At 46.1% G+C, this 19,890-nt stretch carries 13 protein-coding genes; 4 read left to right on the forward strand and 9 right to left on the reverse strand.

Annotation, left to right across the window (positions count from 1 at the left end):
- Positions 1 to 23: 23 nt before the first annotated feature.
- The 5 genes from J6I44_RS17620 to J6I44_RS17640 all read right to left on the reverse strand — a co-directional run bounded on the left by J6I44_RS17620 (position 24) and on the right by J6I44_RS17640 (position 4,857).
- Positions 24 to 1,199: a PQQ-dependent sugar dehydrogenase gene (locus J6I44_RS17620; RefSeq protein ID WP_265767501.1), complete on the reverse strand. Its 1,176-nt coding sequence runs from the start codon at positions 1,197 to 1,199 to the stop codon at positions 24 to 26.
- 127 nt (positions 1,200 to 1,326) lie between these two features.
- Complete coding sequence (locus J6I44_RS17625) at positions 1,327 to 1,785, reverse strand: hypothetical protein (RefSeq protein ID WP_265767502.1); 459 nt, start codon at positions 1,783 to 1,785, stop codon at positions 1,327 to 1,329.
- Positions 1,786 to 1,865: 80 nt separating this feature from the next.
- Positions 1,866 to 3,149 carry a murein hydrolase activator EnvC family protein gene (locus J6I44_RS17630; protein WP_265767503.1) on the reverse strand — a complete coding sequence of 428 codons (1,284 nt, stop codon included), beginning with the start codon at positions 3,147 to 3,149 and terminating at the stop codon, positions 1,866 to 1,868.
- A 38-nt stretch (positions 3,150 to 3,187) separates the two neighbouring features.
- Complete coding sequence (locus J6I44_RS17635) at positions 3,188 to 3,955, reverse strand: DUF4292 domain-containing protein (RefSeq protein ID WP_265767504.1); 768 nt, start codon at positions 3,953 to 3,955, stop codon at positions 3,188 to 3,190.
- A 161-nt stretch (positions 3,956 to 4,116) separates the two neighbouring features.
- On the reverse strand, positions 4,117 to 4,857 hold the full coding sequence (locus tag J6I44_RS17640; protein ID WP_265767505.1) for a helical backbone metal receptor: 741 nt from the start codon (positions 4,855 to 4,857) through the stop codon (positions 4,117 to 4,119).
- A gap of 372 nt (positions 4,858 to 5,229) precedes the next feature.
- On the opposite strand from J6I44_RS17640, the gene J6I44_RS17645 reads away from it, so the two are divergent.
- A complete protein-coding gene (locus J6I44_RS17645; RefSeq protein WP_265767506.1) occupies positions 5,230 to 8,676 on the forward strand; it encodes a ThuA domain-containing protein in 3,447 nt (1,148 codons plus the stop codon).
- A gap of 432 nt (positions 8,677 to 9,108) precedes the next feature.
- On the opposite strand, the gene J6I44_RS17650 is transcribed toward J6I44_RS17645, so the two are convergent.
- Positions 9,109 to 9,975 (reverse strand): fructosamine kinase family protein, encoded by an 867-nt coding sequence (locus tag J6I44_RS17650; protein ID WP_265767507.1) that lies wholly within the window; start codon positions 9,973 to 9,975, stop codon positions 9,109 to 9,111.
- The gene (locus J6I44_RS17655) at positions 9,975 to 10,484 is read right to left on the reverse strand and encodes a low molecular weight protein-tyrosine-phosphatase (protein WP_265767508.1); all 510 of its coding nucleotides are present in this window, start codon (positions 10,482 to 10,484) and stop codon (positions 9,975 to 9,977) included. Before J6I44_RS17655 ends, J6I44_RS17650 begins: the two co-directional genes overlap by 1 nt.
- Before the next feature lie 306 nt (positions 10,485 to 10,790).
- Here J6I44_RS17655 and ileS point away from each other — a divergent pair, with 306 nt between their 5' ends.
- The 3 genes from ileS to J6I44_RS17670 are packed head-to-tail and all read left to right on the forward strand — an operon-like array spanning position 10,791 to position 15,035.
- Positions 10,791 to 13,961, forward strand: coding sequence for an isoleucine--tRNA ligase (ileS, locus tag J6I44_RS17660; RefSeq protein ID WP_265767509.1), 3,171 nt, complete (start codon positions 10,791 to 10,793; stop codon positions 13,959 to 13,961).
- A gap of 13 nt (positions 13,962 to 13,974) precedes the next feature.
- Positions 13,975 to 14,385 (forward strand): TraR/DksA family transcriptional regulator, encoded by a 411-nt coding sequence (locus J6I44_RS17665; protein ID WP_265767511.1) that lies wholly within the window; start codon positions 13,975 to 13,977, stop codon positions 14,383 to 14,385.
- 26 nt (positions 14,386 to 14,411) lie between these two features.
- Positions 14,412 to 15,035, forward strand: coding sequence for a signal peptidase II (locus J6I44_RS17670; protein WP_265767512.1), 624 nt, complete (start codon positions 14,412 to 14,414; stop codon positions 15,033 to 15,035).
- Positions 15,036 to 15,087: 52 nt separating this feature from the next.
- On the opposite strand, the gene J6I44_RS17675 is transcribed toward J6I44_RS17670, so the two are convergent.
- A complete protein-coding gene (locus J6I44_RS17675; protein ID WP_265767513.1) occupies positions 15,088 to 16,548 on the reverse strand; it encodes a RagB/SusD family nutrient uptake outer membrane protein in 1,461 nt (486 codons plus the stop codon).
- Positions 16,549 to 16,594: 46 nt separating this feature from the next.
- Positions 16,595 to 19,636 carry a SusC/RagA family TonB-linked outer membrane protein gene (locus J6I44_RS17680; RefSeq protein ID WP_265767514.1) on the reverse strand — a complete coding sequence of 1,014 codons (3,042 nt, stop codon included), beginning with the start codon at positions 19,634 to 19,636 and terminating at the stop codon, positions 16,595 to 16,597.
- Between the last annotated feature and the right edge of the window lie 254 nt (positions 19,637 to 19,890).

Here is a 19,890-nt window from a genome sequence, read left to right on the forward strand (position 1 = left end):
CCCGTTTCAACTTTATCCTCTGTCTAGGACTCCGCTTCAGCTAAACGGTAAATCTTACCGTCAAAAGCACAGATATAGAGCTCATTGTCGCCGTCTACGCCAAAAGAGGAAATAGAGAGATCCGTATTAAGCAATTCGGTATTTTCCGGACTTTGAGGATTGTCCGCATGGAGTGCCCAGATACGTCCCGAGACAAAATCAGCATAGATGTATCGGCCGGTAAGCCCTTCTAAAGCAGAGCCCCGATATACATAGCCGCCCGTCACAGATCGGCCTTGGTCATGTTCATAGTCAATAACGGGTAGCGTAAGTTCCGACTGGTCACACGTATCTGATTCATAACAGCTGTCGCCCTCCATGATATTCCATCCATAGTTTTCGCCTGCTCTGATAATATCAATTTCCTCGTAAGCACTTTGTCCTACATCACCGGCCCAAAGCGTGCCATCCTCGGCATCAAAGCTGAATCGCCAGGGGTTACGGAGTCCATAGGCAAAAATTTCTTCGCGAAAGCCTTCGTTGTTATCCACAAAAGGATTATCGGAGGGGATCGCATAGTCCTTTCCCTCTTGCATGCCGTCCACATCAATGCGCAGAATGCTACCTAACAGGGTAGAGCGATTTTGGCCATTGCCCTGTGGATCTCCGCCCGATCCGCCATCACCGGCCGAAATGTAGAGGTAGCCGTCGGGACCAAATTGAATTTGTCCGCCATTATGATTCCCAAAAGGCTGTTCGAACGAAATGATTTCTACTTCGGATGATTTGACCGCCTGCTCCGGATTGGAGGCATCTACTTCAAACCGGCTGACGACCGTCTGCAGATCGCCGGTGGTGTAATTCACATAAAAGTAGCCGTTGGTCTCATAATTGGGATGAAAGGCCAGCCCCAACAGACCTCGTTCGCCCCCGGCTGTTACTTGGTTCGTGATATCCAAAAAGACGGAAGATTGCGCTGCCGATGTCTCATTTTGAAAAACCTTAATCACGCCACGCTGTTCGACCACAAAAAGACGGTTGCTTCCATCACCTGGATGTTGTAAATCTACGGGTTGGTTAAATGCCAACTCGGGAAAGGCCGATTCTATTTTGTAAGAAGAGGGGGCAGTCGGGTCAGGATCTTCACCGGAATTCGTAGAATCTGTGCATGAGATGAAGAAAAGTGTGAGCAGAAGTGAAAAAAGAGTAAGTGATCGCATAATTTCCCTCATTAATTGGGGGTGGCTTGAGGTAAGGCTATACGTAAAAAATACTCTCGAAGATCATTTTTGTTTCATAAAGCCGTAAAAAGGCATATCGGTGATATATTTAATTCGGCAATATGTTCTAATTCTGACGAAGATCGTCATGAGGTCGCTTGAGAGATTCAGGGAGGTCGCGCTCTTCTTCATGCAAGCGTTCGATGTATTTGGCACGTTTGATGCAGCCTCTGCGAATGCCAAAATAGCTGCCCAGGAAAGCTGAAAAAACGATAATAAGGACAAAAAGGAACTGAGAATCCCCCAATCCAACGTCTTTGGTATATACCCAGAAAACGGTGGGCGCTGCCATGAGAATAGCCATCAGATAGCAAACCCAGTTGGTATGTACTGCCTTGATGACAAACCGACGGCTGGCCCCGAAGTTCAGGTTTAGAAATACAAGTCCAAATCCCAGCAGGAAAAGGAGTCCTGATGTCCCTTCCCTGGCCACATGTCGTATGAAGTTATGGGAAATGACAATAAGCAGAAGCCCTAAAACCAAGCTGCCCGTCGTGTATGCAAAAATGCGCTGCCAGTTGTTCATAAAACAAAAGTGGTAATTTCTTTAAGTGTGCTGTTCAAAATATCAACAATAGGGAGGGAAGCCAACTTAAAATTAGGGAGCTATTTATTTTGAAGCCAGTCTTCTGGGTCAAGATTTTGGTTGTTTTCTCGAACGAGGAAGAAAACGGACTCACCATTGGTAGAATCCTGATCACCGGAGAGCCCGACCAGGTCGCCCTGTTGTAGGATGCTGCCATCCCGAACCGAGACTTGGCTTAGGTTACCGTAAGCGGTAATAAAGCGCCCGTGTTTTACTAAGACAACATCTCCATAGCCGGGAAAGGGTTGGATGGCAATGACATAACCGGGGTGTACAGCTGAAACGGGTTCCCGGGGTTCGGTGACAATCTCAATGCCAAGGTTAGGCGTTATAGTTCCATATACCGGGTGCCGCTGATTGCCAAAATGTTCCGAAATAGTACTACTTTCGACGGGCCAGGGGAGCTGGCCTTTATTGTCCGCAAAACTGCTTTCTATCTTCGACAGCTCTTCATCATTCAGAAATTCGCCTTCATTACCCATGTTAGCATATTTGGCTACTTCTCGGGCCCGTTCGGCGTCATCTTCAATATTCTCCGCTTCAGCCAGGTTTCGTTGCCGTTCGGCCTCTCGTTGGCGCTGTGCTTCACGGATTTTTTCTTCATCCGCTATCAGCGAACTAAGCGTCTCATTGAGCGTCTGCTTCTGTTGCTGTATCTCATTCAGTTTTTGCTGCAGCTGTTCTTTATCACGGCGCAAAAGAGCCACATTGCTTTCTTGTTGCTCTCTTTTTTCAGCTAACTCTTGCTTTTCATCACGGATATCAACGAGTAGGTCACTATTTTCGACTTTTGCCTCTTTCAGCTGTGCTCGATTTACCTTTAGCTTTTCTTCTGTTTCTCGGATATCACGGGCTTGGCCTTCACGGAAAGTGCTGAACTTCTCAAGGTAATAGGCCCGAATAAGCATCTGGTTGATTGACGAAGAAGCAAAGAGAAGGGCCAGCTGAGAAGCCTGCCCATGTTTATAAACATAGCGCAGCGTCTCCTTATAATTTTCGATCAGCTGCTCAAGCTTTTGTTGGTTTTGCTCAATCGTTTTGTTGGTGAGGGCAATTTCATCCTCAATCTGTGACTGTTCGGTCTGAAGTTTTGAAATTTTTTCATCCCGAAGAGCAATTAGACGATTGAGGTTTTCGAATTGCTCATAGAGGGTCGAATATTTTTCAGTAGCTTGGGCCAGGCGCTGTTCGTAGGTGTTGATCTGTTCGTTCAGTTTGCCAATTTCTGTGCGGGTGTTCTCTTGCTTCTGGAGAACTTCCTCGCGCATCTGCTCATAGTTTTGAGCAAAGACCGAATTGGCCATTACGAACAAAAAAAATGCTATGTATAAGCTACATTTAGTCATCGATAGTAGATGCGGATATCATCCGGTAAGTTTATTGTTAGCTGATTAAGCGATGGATTAAGTTGCAGCGACTGTAACTGTAATGCAATTTTAGATTTACCTTCTGTACCAAAGATAGCAATTTTACGCGGCAGGGTGAACTGCTCTAAATTAGAATAAGCTCCGTACTGAATCCGTGAATAAGGAAGGGAACTGTCCTCTGGCTGCATAACTTCATCGACGACGCGTGCTGCCTTTTCAACAAAAATTTGAGCACCCGTGGTAAGCATCAACTTAAAATGCGTCTCATTTTCCCAAACATTTGTAACTTCTTCGGGATCAATGGTATAATTTAGGATATTAAGAATATTAAGGGAAGCGAGTTTATTAATCCTTGTCAGCTTGCCACCGCGCACCGGAATTTTGCGGGCATAATTATCGATTTTATTATAGACGAGCAGGGTGTCTCCATCGGTAAGCAATTGTCCACCCTCAATGCCAATGCCATTACGGACGGTTACCAGGCTCTTCAATCGATTACTGGAAAATAGCAGAGTAATACGATCGGTATTGTTGGGCTCGCTGACAATAGCTCGCCCTTTGCCTTCAACGGTTTTGAGTTCTTTGGTATAGTTCGGCAGGCTGTTAACAATGGATTCCGCACTGACGGATGAGGTGCGAAACCCTTCTTTGGATAGTTTCTGGGGGCTGCTGCAAGAGATAAACAACGTACAGCCTAAAAGTAACGTTAATATTTTAAATTGATAGCGTCGGATAGCGCCCATGGTGTAGTGAAAATTTTGCTATTAAATACGTGCAAGCTGAATGCAATCCAAATATTTTTTGATCTTCATTATCGCATGCTTTAATGGTCTGTCTCGAATAATTCCAGTTGTTGTAACGAGTAATGCTTCCAGATAGTACCAGTGAGCTACAATCATAAAACTTAAGTAATGGCTCTGCGCCAAACATTTAGGCGACCGAAGGCGTGTTTCATATGGGACCCATACCAGCTAAACCATTCGCCTTCAGCCAGTAAGACCCGCGCTGCCGGACATACTTCCTCGATTTGGGCCATATGTTTTTCTTTAAACGGGTAGGGCTCACTGCTTAACAAAATGAGATCAGGATTATATTCTTTGAGTTCTTCGAGCTCAAATTTTGGATACCGTTGCTGTTTACTGAATACATTGGGCATATTCCAGTGAGCAAGGACATCATGAATGTAGGTATCTCCGCCTACGGTCATCCACGGATCTTTCCAGATCAGGTAGGCCGTTCGGAGTTCAGGCTCTTGTGGTCGTTCCTCCAGCCGTCCCTGTATCTCTTGGATTAGCTGCTCAGATTGGCTGGCAACCCCTAATTTTTGCCCCAGCTGGTGGATCGTGATGAGCGCATCTTCAATAGTGGAAATATCGGTAACTTCTACTTCAAAGTCTGTTAGGTTCTGTATATCCTGGCGACGGTTTTCTTCCTTATTTGCAATGATTAAGTCGGGATTAGCCTCGTGGATTTTATCCAGTCGGGGATTTTTAGTCCCGCCAACGATAGGAACGGATGCTACTTGCTGTTTGGGATGTACACAAAAACGGGTGCGCCCGACCAGTTGTTCGGTGAGACCTAAATCGATAAGAAGTTCGGTAAGGCTCGGTACCAAGCTGATGATACGTTGATAAGTTTCAGGCATGTTAAAAACGTTGGTGAAAAAAGTTGCTGCCACTAAAGTTAACAAGGGGAATATACATAACTCAGCCACAGTTGTTTAAAATATCCCATCCGTTGGCTTGTAGGTCATTGGGTAAGTTGAGGTTCCATCCAAATACCTGGTCAGGCTTTATAACTGGTAAGTCACTCATTTAAATCGTGGTCTTCTTGGGGGCTAACATGAGTTTGATTGTACCCTCGATAGGTATCTTGGAAGGCTTGATTTGCAAAATAATTGAAAAAAATAATTAAATATTTGATATAATTTTTCCATTCTTCATAAAAATTCGTAATAATCGAAAGCGTAAATACGCACCACTGCTTGCTGCAAAATAAAACTGAACAAAGTATATTTATGAAACGTCTTTCTTCTTTAATCAAAGGATTGCTACCCCTTCTTGCACTCTTCCTTTTTATTTCTTGTTCTAATCAACGTTCGGGCAAGCCCAAAGTACTTGTTTTTAGTAAAACAGCCGGTTTTTACCATAATTCAATTCCTGATGGGCTGGCTGCTATTCAAAAACTGGGAGCAGAGCATGGCTTTGAGGTCGACACCACCACCAGCGCAGAAATGTTTACAGAAAGTTCCTTAAAGCAATATTCCGCAGTGATTTTTCTGAGTACCACCGGAGATGTACTTGACCGTTCCCAGGAAGCTGATTTTAGACGATATATTGAGGCCGGTGGGGGCTATGTGGGAATTCATGCAGCTGCTGACACCGAATACCAGTGGGGTTGGTATGGCCGTATGGTAGGCGGATACTTTGACGACCATCCCGGTATTAACGATCCGCATCCCAATGTGCAAGAAGGAACGCTTCATATTCAGAATACGAATCATTCATCCACTGAATTTTTGCCGCAAGAGTGGACACGTACGGATGAATGGTACAGCTACAAAGGTTTTAACAACAACGTCAATGTCCTGCTGACCCTCGATGAAGACAGCTATAAAGGGGGGGCTGACATGGGGACACATCCTATAGCATGGTATCATGATTACGATGGTGGACGCGCTTTCTATACCGGCCTGGGGCACACCAAAGAATCTTTTACCGAGGATGAGTACTTAAAGCATATTCTGGCCGGTATTCAATATGCCATTGGCGAAAATAACAAGCTGGATTATGAGGCTGCAACTACAGGACGTGTCCCCGAGGCCAATCGATTTTCCAAGAATAAACTCGTGGAAGCGACCTTTACGGAGCCTACAGAGATGACCATACTGCCCAATCATGATGTACTTGTGGCCCAGCGACGCGGCGAAATTTTGTTATATAAAAGTCAGGATTCAACGGTAAGCCAGGCCGGCAAGCTGGATGTCTATTGGAAGACTGATGTGCAAGGGGTTAATGCTGAGGAAGGACTGATGGGTATTAAGGCCGACCCCAATTTTGAAGAAAATCAGCATGTGTATGTTTTTTACAGTCCGGCAGATACCTCGGTAAACCGGTTGTCACGTTTTATATTGAAAAACGATACGCTACAGTCTGAAACGACGGTTTTACAGTTTTATTCACAACGAGATATCTGTTGCCATACCGGTGGATCTATTGCTTTTGATAAGAATGGGTTGCTCTATCTTTCTACCGGCGATAATTCAACCCCCTTTAATCAGCCCGATCAAGAATATGTGTTGCATGGATATGCTCCACTCGATCAGCGCGAGGGTTTTGAGCAGTATGATGCCCGCCGAACCTCCGGAAATGCCAACGACCTGCGGGGAAGCATCCTGCGCATCCGGGTCAATGAGGATGGCAGTTACGACATACCGGAAGGTAACTTATATCCCCAAGGCACCGAAGGTACCAAGCCCGAGATCTATGTACAAGGGAATCGAAATCCCTATCGTATTTCAGTGGATCAAAAGAACAGTTACTTGTACTGGGGAGAAGTGGGGCCTGATGCTTCTAATGATAGTTTAGATACAAAGGGACCAAGAGGCTATGACGAGATCAACCAGGCACGTGAAGCCGGATTCTTTGGCTGGCCTATGTTTATAGGAGATAACTATGCCTATCACCGTTTTGATTACGGTACAGGTGAGACGGGTAAGGCGTTCGATCCCCAAAATCCCAAAAATGATTCGCCCAACAATACGGGCATTGAAAACCTTCCTGCGCCTCAACCGGCCTTTATTTGGTATCCGTACGGCGCGTCTGAAGAATTTCCACAGGTAGGGAAGGGCGGCCGTAATGCGATGGCTGGACCGGTGTATTATACCGATATGTATCCGGAAGACACGCGGTTACCCGACTATTATGATGGCAAGCTGTTTATTTATGAATGGATTCGCGGCTGGATTAAAGTCGTAACCATGCAGCCTAATGGCGACTACGACAAGATGGAGCCCTTTATGCCGGAAACAGAATGGAATGCGCCCATTGACATGGAGGTTGGCCCCGACGGACAAATTTATGTGCTGGAGTACGGCAGTGGCTGGTTTGCAAAAAATCCGGGAGCCGGACTGTCTCGCATTGAATTTAATGCCGGAAATCGAGCTCCGGTGGTGCAAAATATTGAAGTCAATAAGACCTCGGGCACCTTACCCCTGGAAGTTGAAGCAACGGTAGACGCCAGCGATCCCGAACAGGATCCGTTGACTTACACCTGGAACCTGGGGGATGGGACAACGAAAGAAACCACCGAACCCACGCTGAATCATACATTTGAAGAAGTGGGAGAATATGCCATCTCGGTAGAAGCGCGGGATGGGGAAGGTCATACCGCTACAAGTTCAACGCTTTCGGTTTATGCCGGTAATGCCGCCCCCGTCGTAGATATCAATATTGAAGGCAACAGTACGTTCTACTTTCCCAATGAGCCGGTAAAATATTCGGTCCAAATTGAGGATGAGGACGGTTCCGTACCCTCGGAAGAGTTGTCTACGCTTTTCGTTTCTGCTGATTATGTGGAAGGGGTCGATATGGCGGAGGCATCGCAGGGGCATAAAGTGATGACAGAGGCGATGAGTGGAAAGAGCATGATTTCCTCCTTTGATTGCCAGGCTTGTCACCAGGTGGATGCCGCATCTATTGGTCCCTCTTACAATGCAGTTGCAAACCGATACCAGGATTCAACCAACGTTAGTTCCTATCTGGTTGAGAAAATCATCAATGGTAGTACCGGCGTTTGGGGAGATCGAGCAATGCCTGCCCATCAAGATCTGAGTGAAGGAGATGCCCGAAAAATTGTGTCCTGGATTTTATCACTGAATGGTGGTGGACAAACTCAGGAGTCGCTACCTCGATCGGGAGAGGTAGAGCCTACGATGGGTAAGAAAGCGACTTCCAACGGAGTACTGATTCTTTCTGCCAGCTATACCGATCAGGGCGGGGCAAATACAAAACCATTAACAGGCAACACCAGTGTATACCTGAGAAGCAGTACCGTCAATTTGGGCGAGACATCAGCACTGGAAGGATTCTCAACCATGACGTACGAAGGCAACCTGCTGATGCTGGTTCCACAGGAGGAAGGATCGTTTAGGATAAGCCAAATCGATCTGACAGGCATTACCGCAGCTCAATTGATAACCGCCTCCCAAGAGCCTGTTTCCAGTGATTATATTTTTGAACTTCGACTGGATGCCCCTGACGGTCCTAAAGTAGGGGAAGGAGTCCGGAAGGCAGGGGCTGGAAAGCAACAAGGTGGGGAAGGGCCATACTTTGCCCCAGCATCAATCTCTATTGATGCTGAAGCAGCCGGAGGAATTCATGATTTGTATTTTGTAAGCAGGCCCGCTGATGGAGGTGCTGCCGGACAACTAATTTTAACCAGTATGACCTTTAAAAGTGAGTAAATAGTGCGTTTGCCGATTGAGATAATGGTTTGTTAACTATTGGAATAAGTCAATCTCCCTCTTCTACGTTAAAACTTCGTAGAGCTGGCTAAATCCCTCTTACCTCCGGCAGGCGGTCACGGCTCCAAAGCCTGTCCCGACCACTGTCAGGGAGGGATGTCGTGGGTATTTGGTTCTACATATTGTGTACCATTCCCCAATATTTAAAATGAGTTCCTCCTTGGAGAAGGAGGACAGAAGGATTGAATGGTTATAACTTAATATTAACTTTAACAGGTAAACGCATTATTATAAATGATATTTGCTGGTTTCTACAGGGCAGGCTGTCCGGCCTGCACTTTATTTCTGGCTCATCTTATTATGAGATGATTTCAAATGGGAGGGAATATAAAGGGTCGTATGTAAGGTAGAGTACGACTCCATTCTCATTGTCTAAAACCGTTGCACAATTGATTGTACCTGTCGGGCATAGCTTCCGCCGAACAGATTGGTATGAACCAGCAGTGGATAGAGGTTATAAATATCTTTCCGGTCAGCAAATCCGGGTTCGAGAGGGAAATGCTGTTCATAGGATTGATAAAAAGCGCTCGAAAAACCTCCAAAGAGATGCGTAAATGCCAGTTCTATCTCACGATGGCCATAATAAACAGCAGGATCATAAAGACAAGGTCGGTCTTTTTCATCGTAAAAATAATTTCCGCCCCAAAGATCGCCATGAAGTAAGCTCGGCGATTCTTCGGGAAAGATATCCGGTAGCTCTTCATACATGTTTTCAAAATGGGCAACCGCATGACTGTCAAGCTTATGTGCATCAACGGCCATTTGGAGCTGAGGCTCCATTCGCTCCCGGATGAAAAAGCTGACCCAGCTATCATGGCAGCTGTTAGATTGTGGTAGTCGGCCAATATAGTTGTCATGGTCAAGTCCAAACTGTTGAGCCTTATGTTGATGCAACGCAGCCAGCTCCTTTCCAAATATTTCAGCAGAGTTGGATTGAGCGTTCCCTTCCTGAAGGTATTCCTGGGCGAGCCATCCGATTCCATCTTCCGTTGTACCTATAGCATAAACCTCGGGAATAACTACCTGCGTATCTGCTGAACGTAACAGCTGCAACCCTTTTTCCTCTTTGACGAACATCGCGGGATCGGCGTGGCTATTCCATTTGAGAAAGCATTGCCGGTGGTCGCTGAGCGTTATACGGGCAGCCTTATTGATACTGCCGCCCGAAACTGATGTAGCTGAGCTGACATCAGCTTCCAGCGCCTGCTCAAGGGATTGGCGAACCGTTGCTGGAATCATTACTGGATATGGGATTCGAGTTCATCAAGCAGATGCTGGCAGCTACGTTTCACCACTTGGAATACGTTTTCAAAACCATCCTGTCCGCCATAATAAGGGTCCGGGACCTGGCCGTCTTCCGGCTGTGGATCGAAGTCACGCATCCGGCCGATTTTATGGTCATGCTTGTCGGAGGCCATCCGCTGGATATTTGCATAATTTTCATTATCCATGGCCAGTATGAGGTCAAAATAGTCCAGATCAAAGGTTTTGAACCGGCGGGCTTTTGAGTGCAACGTAACTCCATATTTTTGGGCGGTACGCTGACTTTTGCTGTTCGCCGATTGCCCAACATGATAAGCCGAGGTGCCGGCGGAGTCAATTTCAAAGTACTCAGAGAGCCCCCGTTCATCGATCAGATGTTGGAAAATGCCTTCTGCGGTTGGGCTCCGGCATATGTTGCCCAGGCAGACAAAACAGACCTTATAGTGATTCTCTTTGGTAATCGGATTTTCAAGAGTCAAGTTCATTAGAATCAGTCATCATTGGTTCAATGGTTAGGTTGCAAAGAATAAGAGAATGCACCGTCATATTAAAGTGGACAAGTCAGTTTTTTAGATTCTAATTTGCAACTTATTCTATCAATGCTTTTTATAGCTCGCTAACAGAGAAAAATTATACGCAAAATGTGAATTGATGGGCTAAGACTTGTATCTTTGAGGCTCATTTATATCGATAAATAAATTATTTACAATTGTTTGGTTGCGGTAAAGTGGGGAAAAAGTGATATATTACCTGCTTTCTTAAAAACCAACTGAGCAGGTTCAACGGTTTCTATGAGTACACAGTTTGATGAAGTAAAACAACTTAATTTTTCTAAGCTGGAGGTAGAAACCCTCAAGTGGTGGAAAGAGCAAAATATTTTTGAAAAGAGCCTTACCACGCGCGAAGAGGGTATTCCTTTTACTTTTTATGAAGGTCCTCCGACAGCAAACGGCAAACCCGGTATCCATCATGTGATGGCCCGTACGGTGAAAGATATGTTTTGCCGTTATAAAACCTTAAAGGGGTTTCGTGTTGAACGCAAAGGTGGATGGGATACGCATGGCCTGCCGGTTGAAATAGAAGTAGAAAAAGAATTAGGCCTCGAAGGACGTGCACAGGTCGAAGAGTATGGCGTTGCGGAGTATAATGAGAAATGCCGTGCAAGCGTTCTTAAATATAAAGATCTGTGGGATGAGCTTACCACCCGTATGGCTTACTGGGTAGATCTGGATGACCCCTACATCACCTTTGATAATGACTACATTGAGTCGGTCTGGTGGGCTTTTAAGACCCTCTATGAAAAAGGACTGGTTCACAAAGGGTACAAAATCCAGTGGTATTCGCCCGGCAGTGGGACGGTGCTTTCTTCGCACGAAGTAAGCCTCGGTTATGAGGAGACACAAGATCCTTCCATTTATGTGAAGTTTCGGCTTCAGATGGCTGGCGATGTCTATTTCCTGGCTTGGACTACGACACCCTGGACCATCATTTCAAATATGGCGCTGGCGGTAAATCCAAACCTGGATTATGCCAAAATTAAGCTTACCGAAGGAGACCGGACAGAATACTATATTCTTGCCAAAGGCTGTATTGATGAAGTTATCGATCATGACTACGAAATTGTTGAAGAATTTAAAGGAGAAGACCTTATAGGATGGGTTTACGACCCGGTATTTGATTATGCCCTGGAAGAATATGACCGCGAAGATGCCTGGCGGGTTATTGCTGCCGATTACGTAACCACCGATGAGGGAACCGGCGTAGTGCATACAGCGCCCGCCTTTGGTGCTGATGACTATGAGACCTGTCAAAAAGCCGACATCCCGATGTTTAATCCCATTGATACCGACGGGAAATTTACGGATGCGGTGCCCGACTTTGAGGACGAATGGTTTAAAGATGCAGACAAGGGTATTGCCCGTGCCATCAAGGATAAACACCTGATGTATAAGCACGAGACCTATTTGCACAACTATCCATTCGACTGGCGTAAGGGTACGCCTTTGATGTCCTACCCGGTGGAGTCTTGGTTTGTGGAAACCACGGACGTAAAGGACAAGATGGTAAGCTACAATAAAAAGATTAACTGGAAGCCCAAGAGTACGGGTTCCGGTCGATTTGGAACCTGGCTGGAGAATAACGTTGATTGGGCAGTCTCGCGGCAGCGATACTGGGGTTCGCCCATCCCGATATGGGTAAGCGATAAAGATCCGGAGCATATTGAGGTTATCGGAAGTGTAGAAGAGCTGAAAAAGAAGGCCGGTCTTTCCGATGAAGAGGAAATTGATCTGCATCGCCCATATATTGATGAAGTAACCTGGGAGGGGCCCAATGGAGGGACTATGCGCCGTATTCCGGATCTGCTGGATGTCTGGTTCGACTCCGGCTCTATGCCGTTTGCACAATGGCACTATCCCTTTGAGAATAAAGAGAAATTCGAGGATAATTTTCCTGCTGATTTTATTGCAGAAGGCGTTGATCAAACCCGTGGCTGGTTTTACACACTCCATGCCCTGGGGACGATGCTTTTCGATCAGCCGGCTTATAAAAATGTTGTAGCCAACGGTCTTGTACTCGACGAAAACGGCAATAAGATGAGTAAGTCCAAAGGCAATGCCGTAGAACCGTTCGAGGTCATCCAGAAATACGGGGCCGATACCGTTCGCTGGTATATGATGAGTAACTCATCGCCTTGGGAAAATCTGAAATTCAGCGAAGATGGCCTGCAAGAGACACAGCGCAAATTTTTCAATACTATCGTGAACACCTATTCGTTTTTTGCGATGTATGCCAATATCGATGAGTTCATCTACTCAGGTACGCCCATTCCGGTGGGAGATCGTCTGGAGATGGATCGCTGGGTTATTTCACGCCTCAACACGGCCGTAAAGTTGGTTGATGAGCATCTGGATGACTATGAGCCTACAAAGGCTGCTCGTGTTGTTGAAAACTTTGTCGAAGAGTTAAGCAACTGGTATGTCCGCCGCAATCGGCGTCGCTTCTGGAAAGAAGGAAGCAGCCTCGATAAGACGGCCGCCTACCAGACGCTCTACGAATGTTTGGTCGATTTAGCCAAGTTGATCAGCCCCATAGCGCCGTTTTTGGGCGAGTGGTTGTATCAGCGGTTGAATACGGTAACGCAGCAGGATGAAGAGTCTGTACATATTTCATTCTACCCGACCGTAGAAGAAACAGCGATTGACAAGCAACTGGAACACCGCATGGAGTTGGCACGACAGATTTCATCCATGGTATTGAGCTTGCGTAATAAAATTGAAATTAACGTGCGCCAACCGCTCTCCCGTATTATTTTACCGATTGAAGACCAGGAAGAGCGCCATGCGATAGAGGCAGTAAAAGATATTATCCTGGATGAAGTCAATGTTAAAGAAATCCAGTTTGTTGACGATGACTCTGGTATTGTACATAAGACGGCCAAGCCTAACTATCCAAAACTTGGAAAAAAATTAGGCTCCAAGATGAAGCCGGTGGCCGCAAAGGTAAGCGAATTGACGACTGAAGAAATTACCGAATTTGAGGAGACCGGCTCTATAGAACTGGACCTTGGAGATCAGGGAATTGTGCAACTGGGTAGCGAGGGTCTTGAAATTATTCGCACCGGACTGGAAGGTTGGTCTGTTGAAACAGAAAATGGATTAAGCGTAGCTTTAGATACAGATTTAAGCCCGGAACTTGTACAAGAGGGCCTGGCACGTGAATTTGTCAATCGGATCCAGAATATGCGTAAAGAAGCCGACTTTGAAGTTGTTGATCGTATTGCTATTGGTTTCAACGGATCGGATCAGCTTGAAGAGGCTATTGAGTCAATGAAAGAGTACGTCAAAAGCGAAACGCTGGCCGAAGATATTGTATCTCATGAACTGGATGTTTCAGATTTTGTAAAAACCTGGGAAATTGGAGAGGAAGAATCGACTATTTCCATCAGAAGAAACCCTAATTAAGAAGTGAGCTGTTATGGCATCTGCAAAAAAAGGACAAACCGACAATGATGAACGCATTTCCCCTTATTCTGATGAAGAATTGGAGTATTTCCGGGAGATAATTGAAAAAAAACGTGAAGAAGCTCAGACTGAATTAGAGTCTCTGCAGAGCTCTCTGCGTGATAGTATGGAGAACGCCAATGATGAGTCAGCCTATTCTTTTCATATGGCCGATGCCGGAACAGATGCGCAGGAGCGAGAAAAAACATATATGCTCTTCAATCGAACCAAGAAGTTTCTGCGGTATTTAGATGGTGCTTTGACACGTATCGACAATAAGACCTACGGCATTTGCAAAGTTACGGGCAAAAAGATAGCTAAAGGTCGACTCGAAGCGGTGCCTCATACGCAACTGAGTATTGAGGCGAAACTAAAGCGTCGATAAGCTGATAACCTTTAAGCTCTGTTTTCTTGGATAAAAAGAAATTTACGGTATTAGCAGTTCCTATACTGGTTGTTGTGATATTAGATCAACTGACCAAGCACTGGATTCGCCTTTCCCCGGAATGGCAGAACTGGGATGTTATACCCGGTTGGTTGGCATTCCATTATACTCAAAATCCAGGCATGGCGTTGGGGATGCGATGGGCCTCCACCGAAGTGATTAGTGTGATTGCTATTATTGCCACACTGAGCATTCTGGGTTATGTGATATACAATCGGCATAGCACAAATTTGGGCTACATGTTTTGTATGGGGCTGATACTTGGGGGAGCTTTTGGTAACATCATAGACCGGCTTTTTATGGCTTATATTGGTCAGTATGGAGGAGTTTTAGAGGGACATGTGGTCGACTTTATCCATTTTAACCTCAAAGTCGCCGGATATCCGGTCTTTCCTTACATTTTTAATGTGGCAGATATTGCCATTAGCGTAGCTATTATTTCTATGTTGGTCTTCCATAAAAAGATTATGCCGGTCGAAGAGCAAGGGTCTGTCATGGCCACCTCCTCATCCTACGATAGTGAACATCCATCATCCGAAAAAGCTACGGAATCTCACCAGGTGTCTAACCTGGATAAGGATAGTCTTTAAGCAGGTTCTGGGAATTCCTCTTACGGCTACAGCTGTTCTTTATTACATTAAATTAATAACCCGGATTTTGTTTCCAGTCGTTATTTAGTTCCAGTTCAATCTTTGGAAGCGGGAACAGTCGGTTCGTTTCCTGGATATTTTTTCCATCCGCCTGCAGTTCTTCTACCAGTCGGCCGGTACGTTTTAGGTCGAACCAGCGCTTCCCTTCACCCGCTAATTCCCAATTTCGTTCCTGAAGAACCGCATCCCGAAAGCCCGTTTGTGTTAACCCTGATAAGTCAGGCAGTACACTATCTGTTCTATCAAAACGTGCCCGCTGACGAACTTTGTTAAGCGCTTCATACGCTTGGGTAGTAGGGCCACCGTTTGCTTCATTAGCCGCCTCTGCATACATCAGTAATACATCAGCATATCTAAAGAGAGGGAAGTTAACACTGGATCTTTTGGATTGCGTTTGGCCGGGATCATGGTATTTTAAAAAGTGTGGTTCGAATGTGACGGTGGTGTCTTTCTCCGAGAAGGTCCATTCCGTAAAAAAGTTCACCTCTTTTCGATAATCATCGGGATATTCCTCATAGAAAGAGATCTCCGGAAAGATCGCTCCAAAACTGGATCCTCCACCGGCAACAGAGAGGCCGCCGGTCTTGCGAGCGTTGGGTGCTGTATAGGTCCAAAAGCGTCCCTGTTTACCCGCATTTTGATCTCCGGCGTGGAACTGGATAGAAAAGATATGCTCTTTTCCATTTTCGTATTCTGGGAGAAAAACATGCGCATAATCTTCGAAGAGTTCGTAATTCCCGGAATCCATCACTTCTTTGGCTTTATCAGCGGCCTCTTGCCAGCGTTCGCGTGTCAGATAGACTTTGGCCAGCAGTGTTTTGGCAGCTCCAGCTGTCGCCCGTCCCTCGTTATTTGCATTATATTCATCTGGAAGCACTTCTTCAGCATCCTCAAGGTCACGAATGATCTGGGCATAGATGCTGTCTTTGGAGGCGCGTGGCTTTTTGATATCCTCAAAACTTTCCGTCTCCTGAGTGATAACAGGAACCTTGCCATACATACGAACAAGGTTGAAGTAGGCAAGGGCCCTCAGGAATTTAGCTTCACCCACGATACCAGCACGCATACTTTCATCCATCTGGATGCCAGGTACATTATCTGTAACCGCATTGGCCCGGTTGATGATCTGGAATGATGTTTTCCACCAAGTTGAAGTAATAGTGTTGAGCTCTGTGTAGCTGTAATCATCCAGAGCGACGCGCTCTGCATTGGCTCCAAATGGACGAGTTTGATCAGAGGCATTTGCCAGGATGTACATGACGCCATCGAGGTTATATAGTCCCTTAGTGCCCAATCGCTCATATACACTGTAGATGGCAGCTACGGCATCCTCTTCATTTTCATAGAAATTTTCCGGCGAAAGAGAATCTTCGGGTTCGTTGCTTAGGAAATTATCCATACAGCCGGTCAGTATGATCAGGCAAACGAAGGTGAAAATGGTAAAATACTTCATCGGAAAAGTCTTGTTACTCTTGCTGTTCATGAGTGATAGATCCTGATTAAAATCCAAGTTTAATACCCATCAAATAGGTTTTGGCCTTAGGGTAGGTTCCATAATCGGCTCCCAGGTTACCCAAGTTATTATAAGTGCTAACATCGGGATCGTAACCGCTGTACTTCGTAGCGGTAAAGAGATTTTGTCCGCTTACATAAAGTCGAACTGAGCGGGCTCCCAAACTTTGTCCCCAGTTAACGGGAAAGGTATATCCAAGGGTAATATTTTTGAGCCGCAGGTAAGAGCCGTCTTCGATCAGCCGGCTGGAAATGGCGCGCATGGCCGTTTGGGCGGCGCTGTTTCGGCTTCGCGTGGCCCGTGGAATATCGGTATTGCGATTGTCCGGCGTCCATCGGTTGAGCACGTCGGTAGTCTGGTTAGTATAGCCTCGGGTGCTCTCCAGCCGCAGGGTATTCATATTGAGCACATCATTACCGTACGATCCCTGGATAAAGATGCTGAGATCAAATCCTTTGTAGAAGAAATTATTGGTGAAGCCAAAGGTAAAATCGGGAAAGGCATTACCAATAATGGTTTGGTCGTTGCCGTCTATTGTTCCGTCGGGCTCTCCATCGGGTCCGCTAATATCTTTGAGGTAGGGATCGCCGGGCTGGGTGCTGGCAAGGGCAGTCTCGGAGTTATCCACGGCCTGTTGGTCGGCATAAACGCCTCCGTATTCATAACCATAAAAAGTACCCAATGATCCACCTTCTTGCAGGATACGGAAACTTTGTCCGCCGGCAAACGAAATGGGTGTTCCCACATACATGGGTTCATCATCTGCAAGCTCTAATACTTTATTTTGATTCATAGAGTAGTTAATAGAGGTGCTCCATGAGAAGGTGCTTTTCAAGATGTTTTGGGTCTCTAATGATACCTCAAATCCCTGGTTTTCAGTGCTGCCGATATTATCTAAATACTGTGAATAACCGGTGTAGCGGGGAACACGGCGTGTTAACAGCAGGTCCGTAGTTTTTTTGTAATAGGCATCGGCGGTGAGGCTTAGGCGACTGTTAATCAGGCCGACATCGAGTCCAATATTATATTGCCTCGTCTTTTCCCACTGGAGGTCTTTATTGCCAAGACTAGCCGGGTTGATGCCTACAGCAATGCGATCACCTAAGGTGACTTGCGAGTTGCCCAGCTGGGTAAGGGCTGCGTAATTTCCAATTTCCTGGTTACCGGTAATACCATAACTAAGGCGCAGTTTTAAGTTGTTGAAGAGGTCCTGTTCCTCCATAAACGTCTCTTCGGAGATACGCCAGGCCAGGGCACCGGATGGGAAAAAGCCATATTTGTTGCCCGATCCAAACCGAGATGAACCATCAATACGGCCGGTTAAAGTTAGCAGGTAGCGATCATCAAAATTGTAGTTAACACGACCCAAGTATGAGGCCAGGGTAGAGGTGCTGGCCCCGGTAGAGGGATTGTTGGGCGTTTCGCCTGCATTCAAATTATTATAGGTAAAGGCGTCAGTAATAAATCCTGAGGATGCACCCCGCAGGTTTTCGCCGCTTACTTTTTCCAGCGTAAAGCCGCCCAGGAGGGTAAGGTCATGAAGGCCGGCAAATTCTTTATTGTAGGTTAGGGTGTTTTCATTAACCCACCGAAAGCGCTGTCGGGTTGTTACTCGGGCAAGACTATTATTTTGTTGTCCCTGGAGCGTACTATTTGGAGCATAAAAATTGTCTTTATCATAACTCAGGTTTCCCCCAATGCTTACGCGTACTTCCAATCCTTCGGCAAGCATATAGGTAGCAAAAATATTGCCAATCCCTTTAAATTGCTTGCTCGTGTTGGTCTTTTCCAGGGCAGAGGCCACGGGGTTATCGCGTTCAATTGTATTATCAGTCTGAAACACATAGTTGTCATCATCATCTTTGACAGGCACTACAGAGGGGATCTGTAAAGCACCATTGACAATGCCTGAGAGCCCCCGTCCACCAGTTTCAACGAGGCTATAGCGGGCACGGCTTACGATTAGATTGTTGCCGATAGAAAACTTATCACTCACTTGTTTATCGAAGTTGATACGGAAGCTGCCGCGCTGGTAGCCGGATCCAATCAGGAGGCCTTCCTCATCCAGTAAGTTGGCTGAGAGGGCATAGCGTGTGTCTTCACTTCCGCCGGAGACTGAGAGCTGGTAGTTTTGACGGGGTGCTGAACGAAATACTTCATCCTGCCAATCGGTATTGGGATAACTGTTCGGTGAATTCACAAACACCGGATCGGCACCATCATTTGCGGCTGCTTCATTAGCCAAAGCCACAAATTGGGGGGTATCCATCAAGTCCAATTTATTTCGGATGCGGTTAACGCCATAGCTGGCTTCAACGTTAACCTGGGCATCTCCCCGGTCACCCTGTTTGGTGGTAATCATTATGACGCCATTTGCCCCGCGGGCCCCATAGATGGCGGTTGCGGAGGCATCCTTAAGCACTTCAATGGAGACAATATCCTGGGGATTGATAAGAGACAAAGGGTTTTGTGATGGAGAAGATCCGCCCCCAATAGGCAGTCCGTCAATAACATAAAGAGGATTATTACCCGCTCGAATAGAGTTCGTACCCCTGATACGCACCGTTGATCCACCACCCGGGGCCCCAGAGTTCTTCGTTACCTGTACGCCGGCAATCTGTCCCTGCAGGGCTTCTTCCGCCGAAGTTACCGATTGTTTATGGATATCCGTTGCCGAGACAGATGAAATGGAGCCCGTCAGATCTTGCTTGCGCTGACTGCCATAGCCGACTACGACAATGTCTTCCATCTCCTCGACTTCCTTTTTGAGCACTACATTGATGGTCCGGCGACCGTCCACAGCAATCTCTTCGGTCTCATAACCTATAAAAGAAAAAGAAAGGACCGGTTCTTTTTGAGTCGAAAGAGTAAGCGAAAAATGGCCGTCTTCGTTGGTGGTGGTTCCATTCTGGGTTCCTTTCACCAGGACAGATACACCGGGTAGCGGTTTATCTGCGCTATCCGAAGTAACGGTTCCTTCCACGGTAAGGCTATCGGTACTTTCGGCTGGCTGGAGCTGTTGTTGCAAAGAATGCGTAAAACTAAGGGCGTTTGACAGACTCAGTGAGTATGCACAAGAGGATAGAGTGAAAAAGACAATAAAACAAAGTATAGCTTTGAATAAATAGGAATAGGTTCTCTTAACGGAAGTCCAGAACATGCAGTAAAGGCTCTTTTCAAGTAGATGATTATTTGTAATCTATACCTGAAGCCTGCTGCAGTTGTTCCTAAATTTATATATGCCCTTGGCTTATTTGTTGGCCAGAAGTGAGAGTACAAGTA

This window comes from Fodinibius salsisoli, from assembly GCF_026229185.1.
GTDB lineage: Bacteria > Bacteroidota > Rhodothermia > Balneolales > Balneolaceae > Fodinibius > Fodinibius salsisoli.

What these genes read in the sequence shown, in the direction of transcription:
- J6I44_RS17620 (WP_265767501.1), bottom strand. Translation starts at nt 1,199, where the DNA reads ATGCGATCACTTACTCTTTTTTCACTTCTGCTCACACTTTTCTTCATC.
- J6I44_RS17625 (WP_265767502.1), bottom strand. Translation starts at nt 1,785, where the DNA reads ATGAACAACTGGCAGCGCATTTTTGCATACACGACGGGCAGCTTGGTT.
- J6I44_RS17630 (WP_265767503.1), bottom strand. Translation starts at nt 3,149, where the DNA reads ATGGCCAATTCGGTCTTTGCTCAAAACTATGAGCAGATGCGCGAGGAA.
- J6I44_RS17635 (WP_265767504.1), bottom strand. Translation starts at nt 3,955, where the DNA reads ATGGGCGCTATCCGACGCTATCAATTTAAAATATTAACGTTACTTTTA.
- J6I44_RS17640 (WP_265767505.1), bottom strand. Translation starts at nt 4,857, where the DNA reads ATGCCTGAAACTTATCAACGTATCATCAGCTTGGTACCGAGCCTTACC.
- J6I44_RS17645 (WP_265767506.1), top strand. Translation starts at nt 5,230, where the DNA reads ATGAAACGTCTTTCTTCTTTAATCAAAGGATTGCTACCCCTTCTTGCA.
- J6I44_RS17650 (WP_265767507.1), bottom strand. Translation starts at nt 9,975, where the DNA reads ATGATTCCAGCAACGGTTCGCCAATCCCTTGAGCAGGCGCTGGAAGCT.
- J6I44_RS17655 (WP_265767508.1), bottom strand. Translation starts at nt 10,484, where the DNA reads ATGAACTTGACTCTTGAAAATCCGATTACCAAAGAGAATCACTATAAG.
- ileS (WP_265767509.1), top strand. Translation starts at nt 10,791, where the DNA reads ATGAGTACACAGTTTGATGAAGTAAAACAACTTAATTTTTCTAAGCTG.
- J6I44_RS17665 (WP_265767511.1), top strand. Translation starts at nt 13,975, where the DNA reads ATGGCATCTGCAAAAAAAGGACAAACCGACAATGATGAACGCATTTCC.
- J6I44_RS17675 (WP_265767513.1), bottom strand. Translation starts at nt 16,548, where the DNA reads ATGAAGTATTTTACCATTTTCACCTTCGTTTGCCTGATCATACTGACC.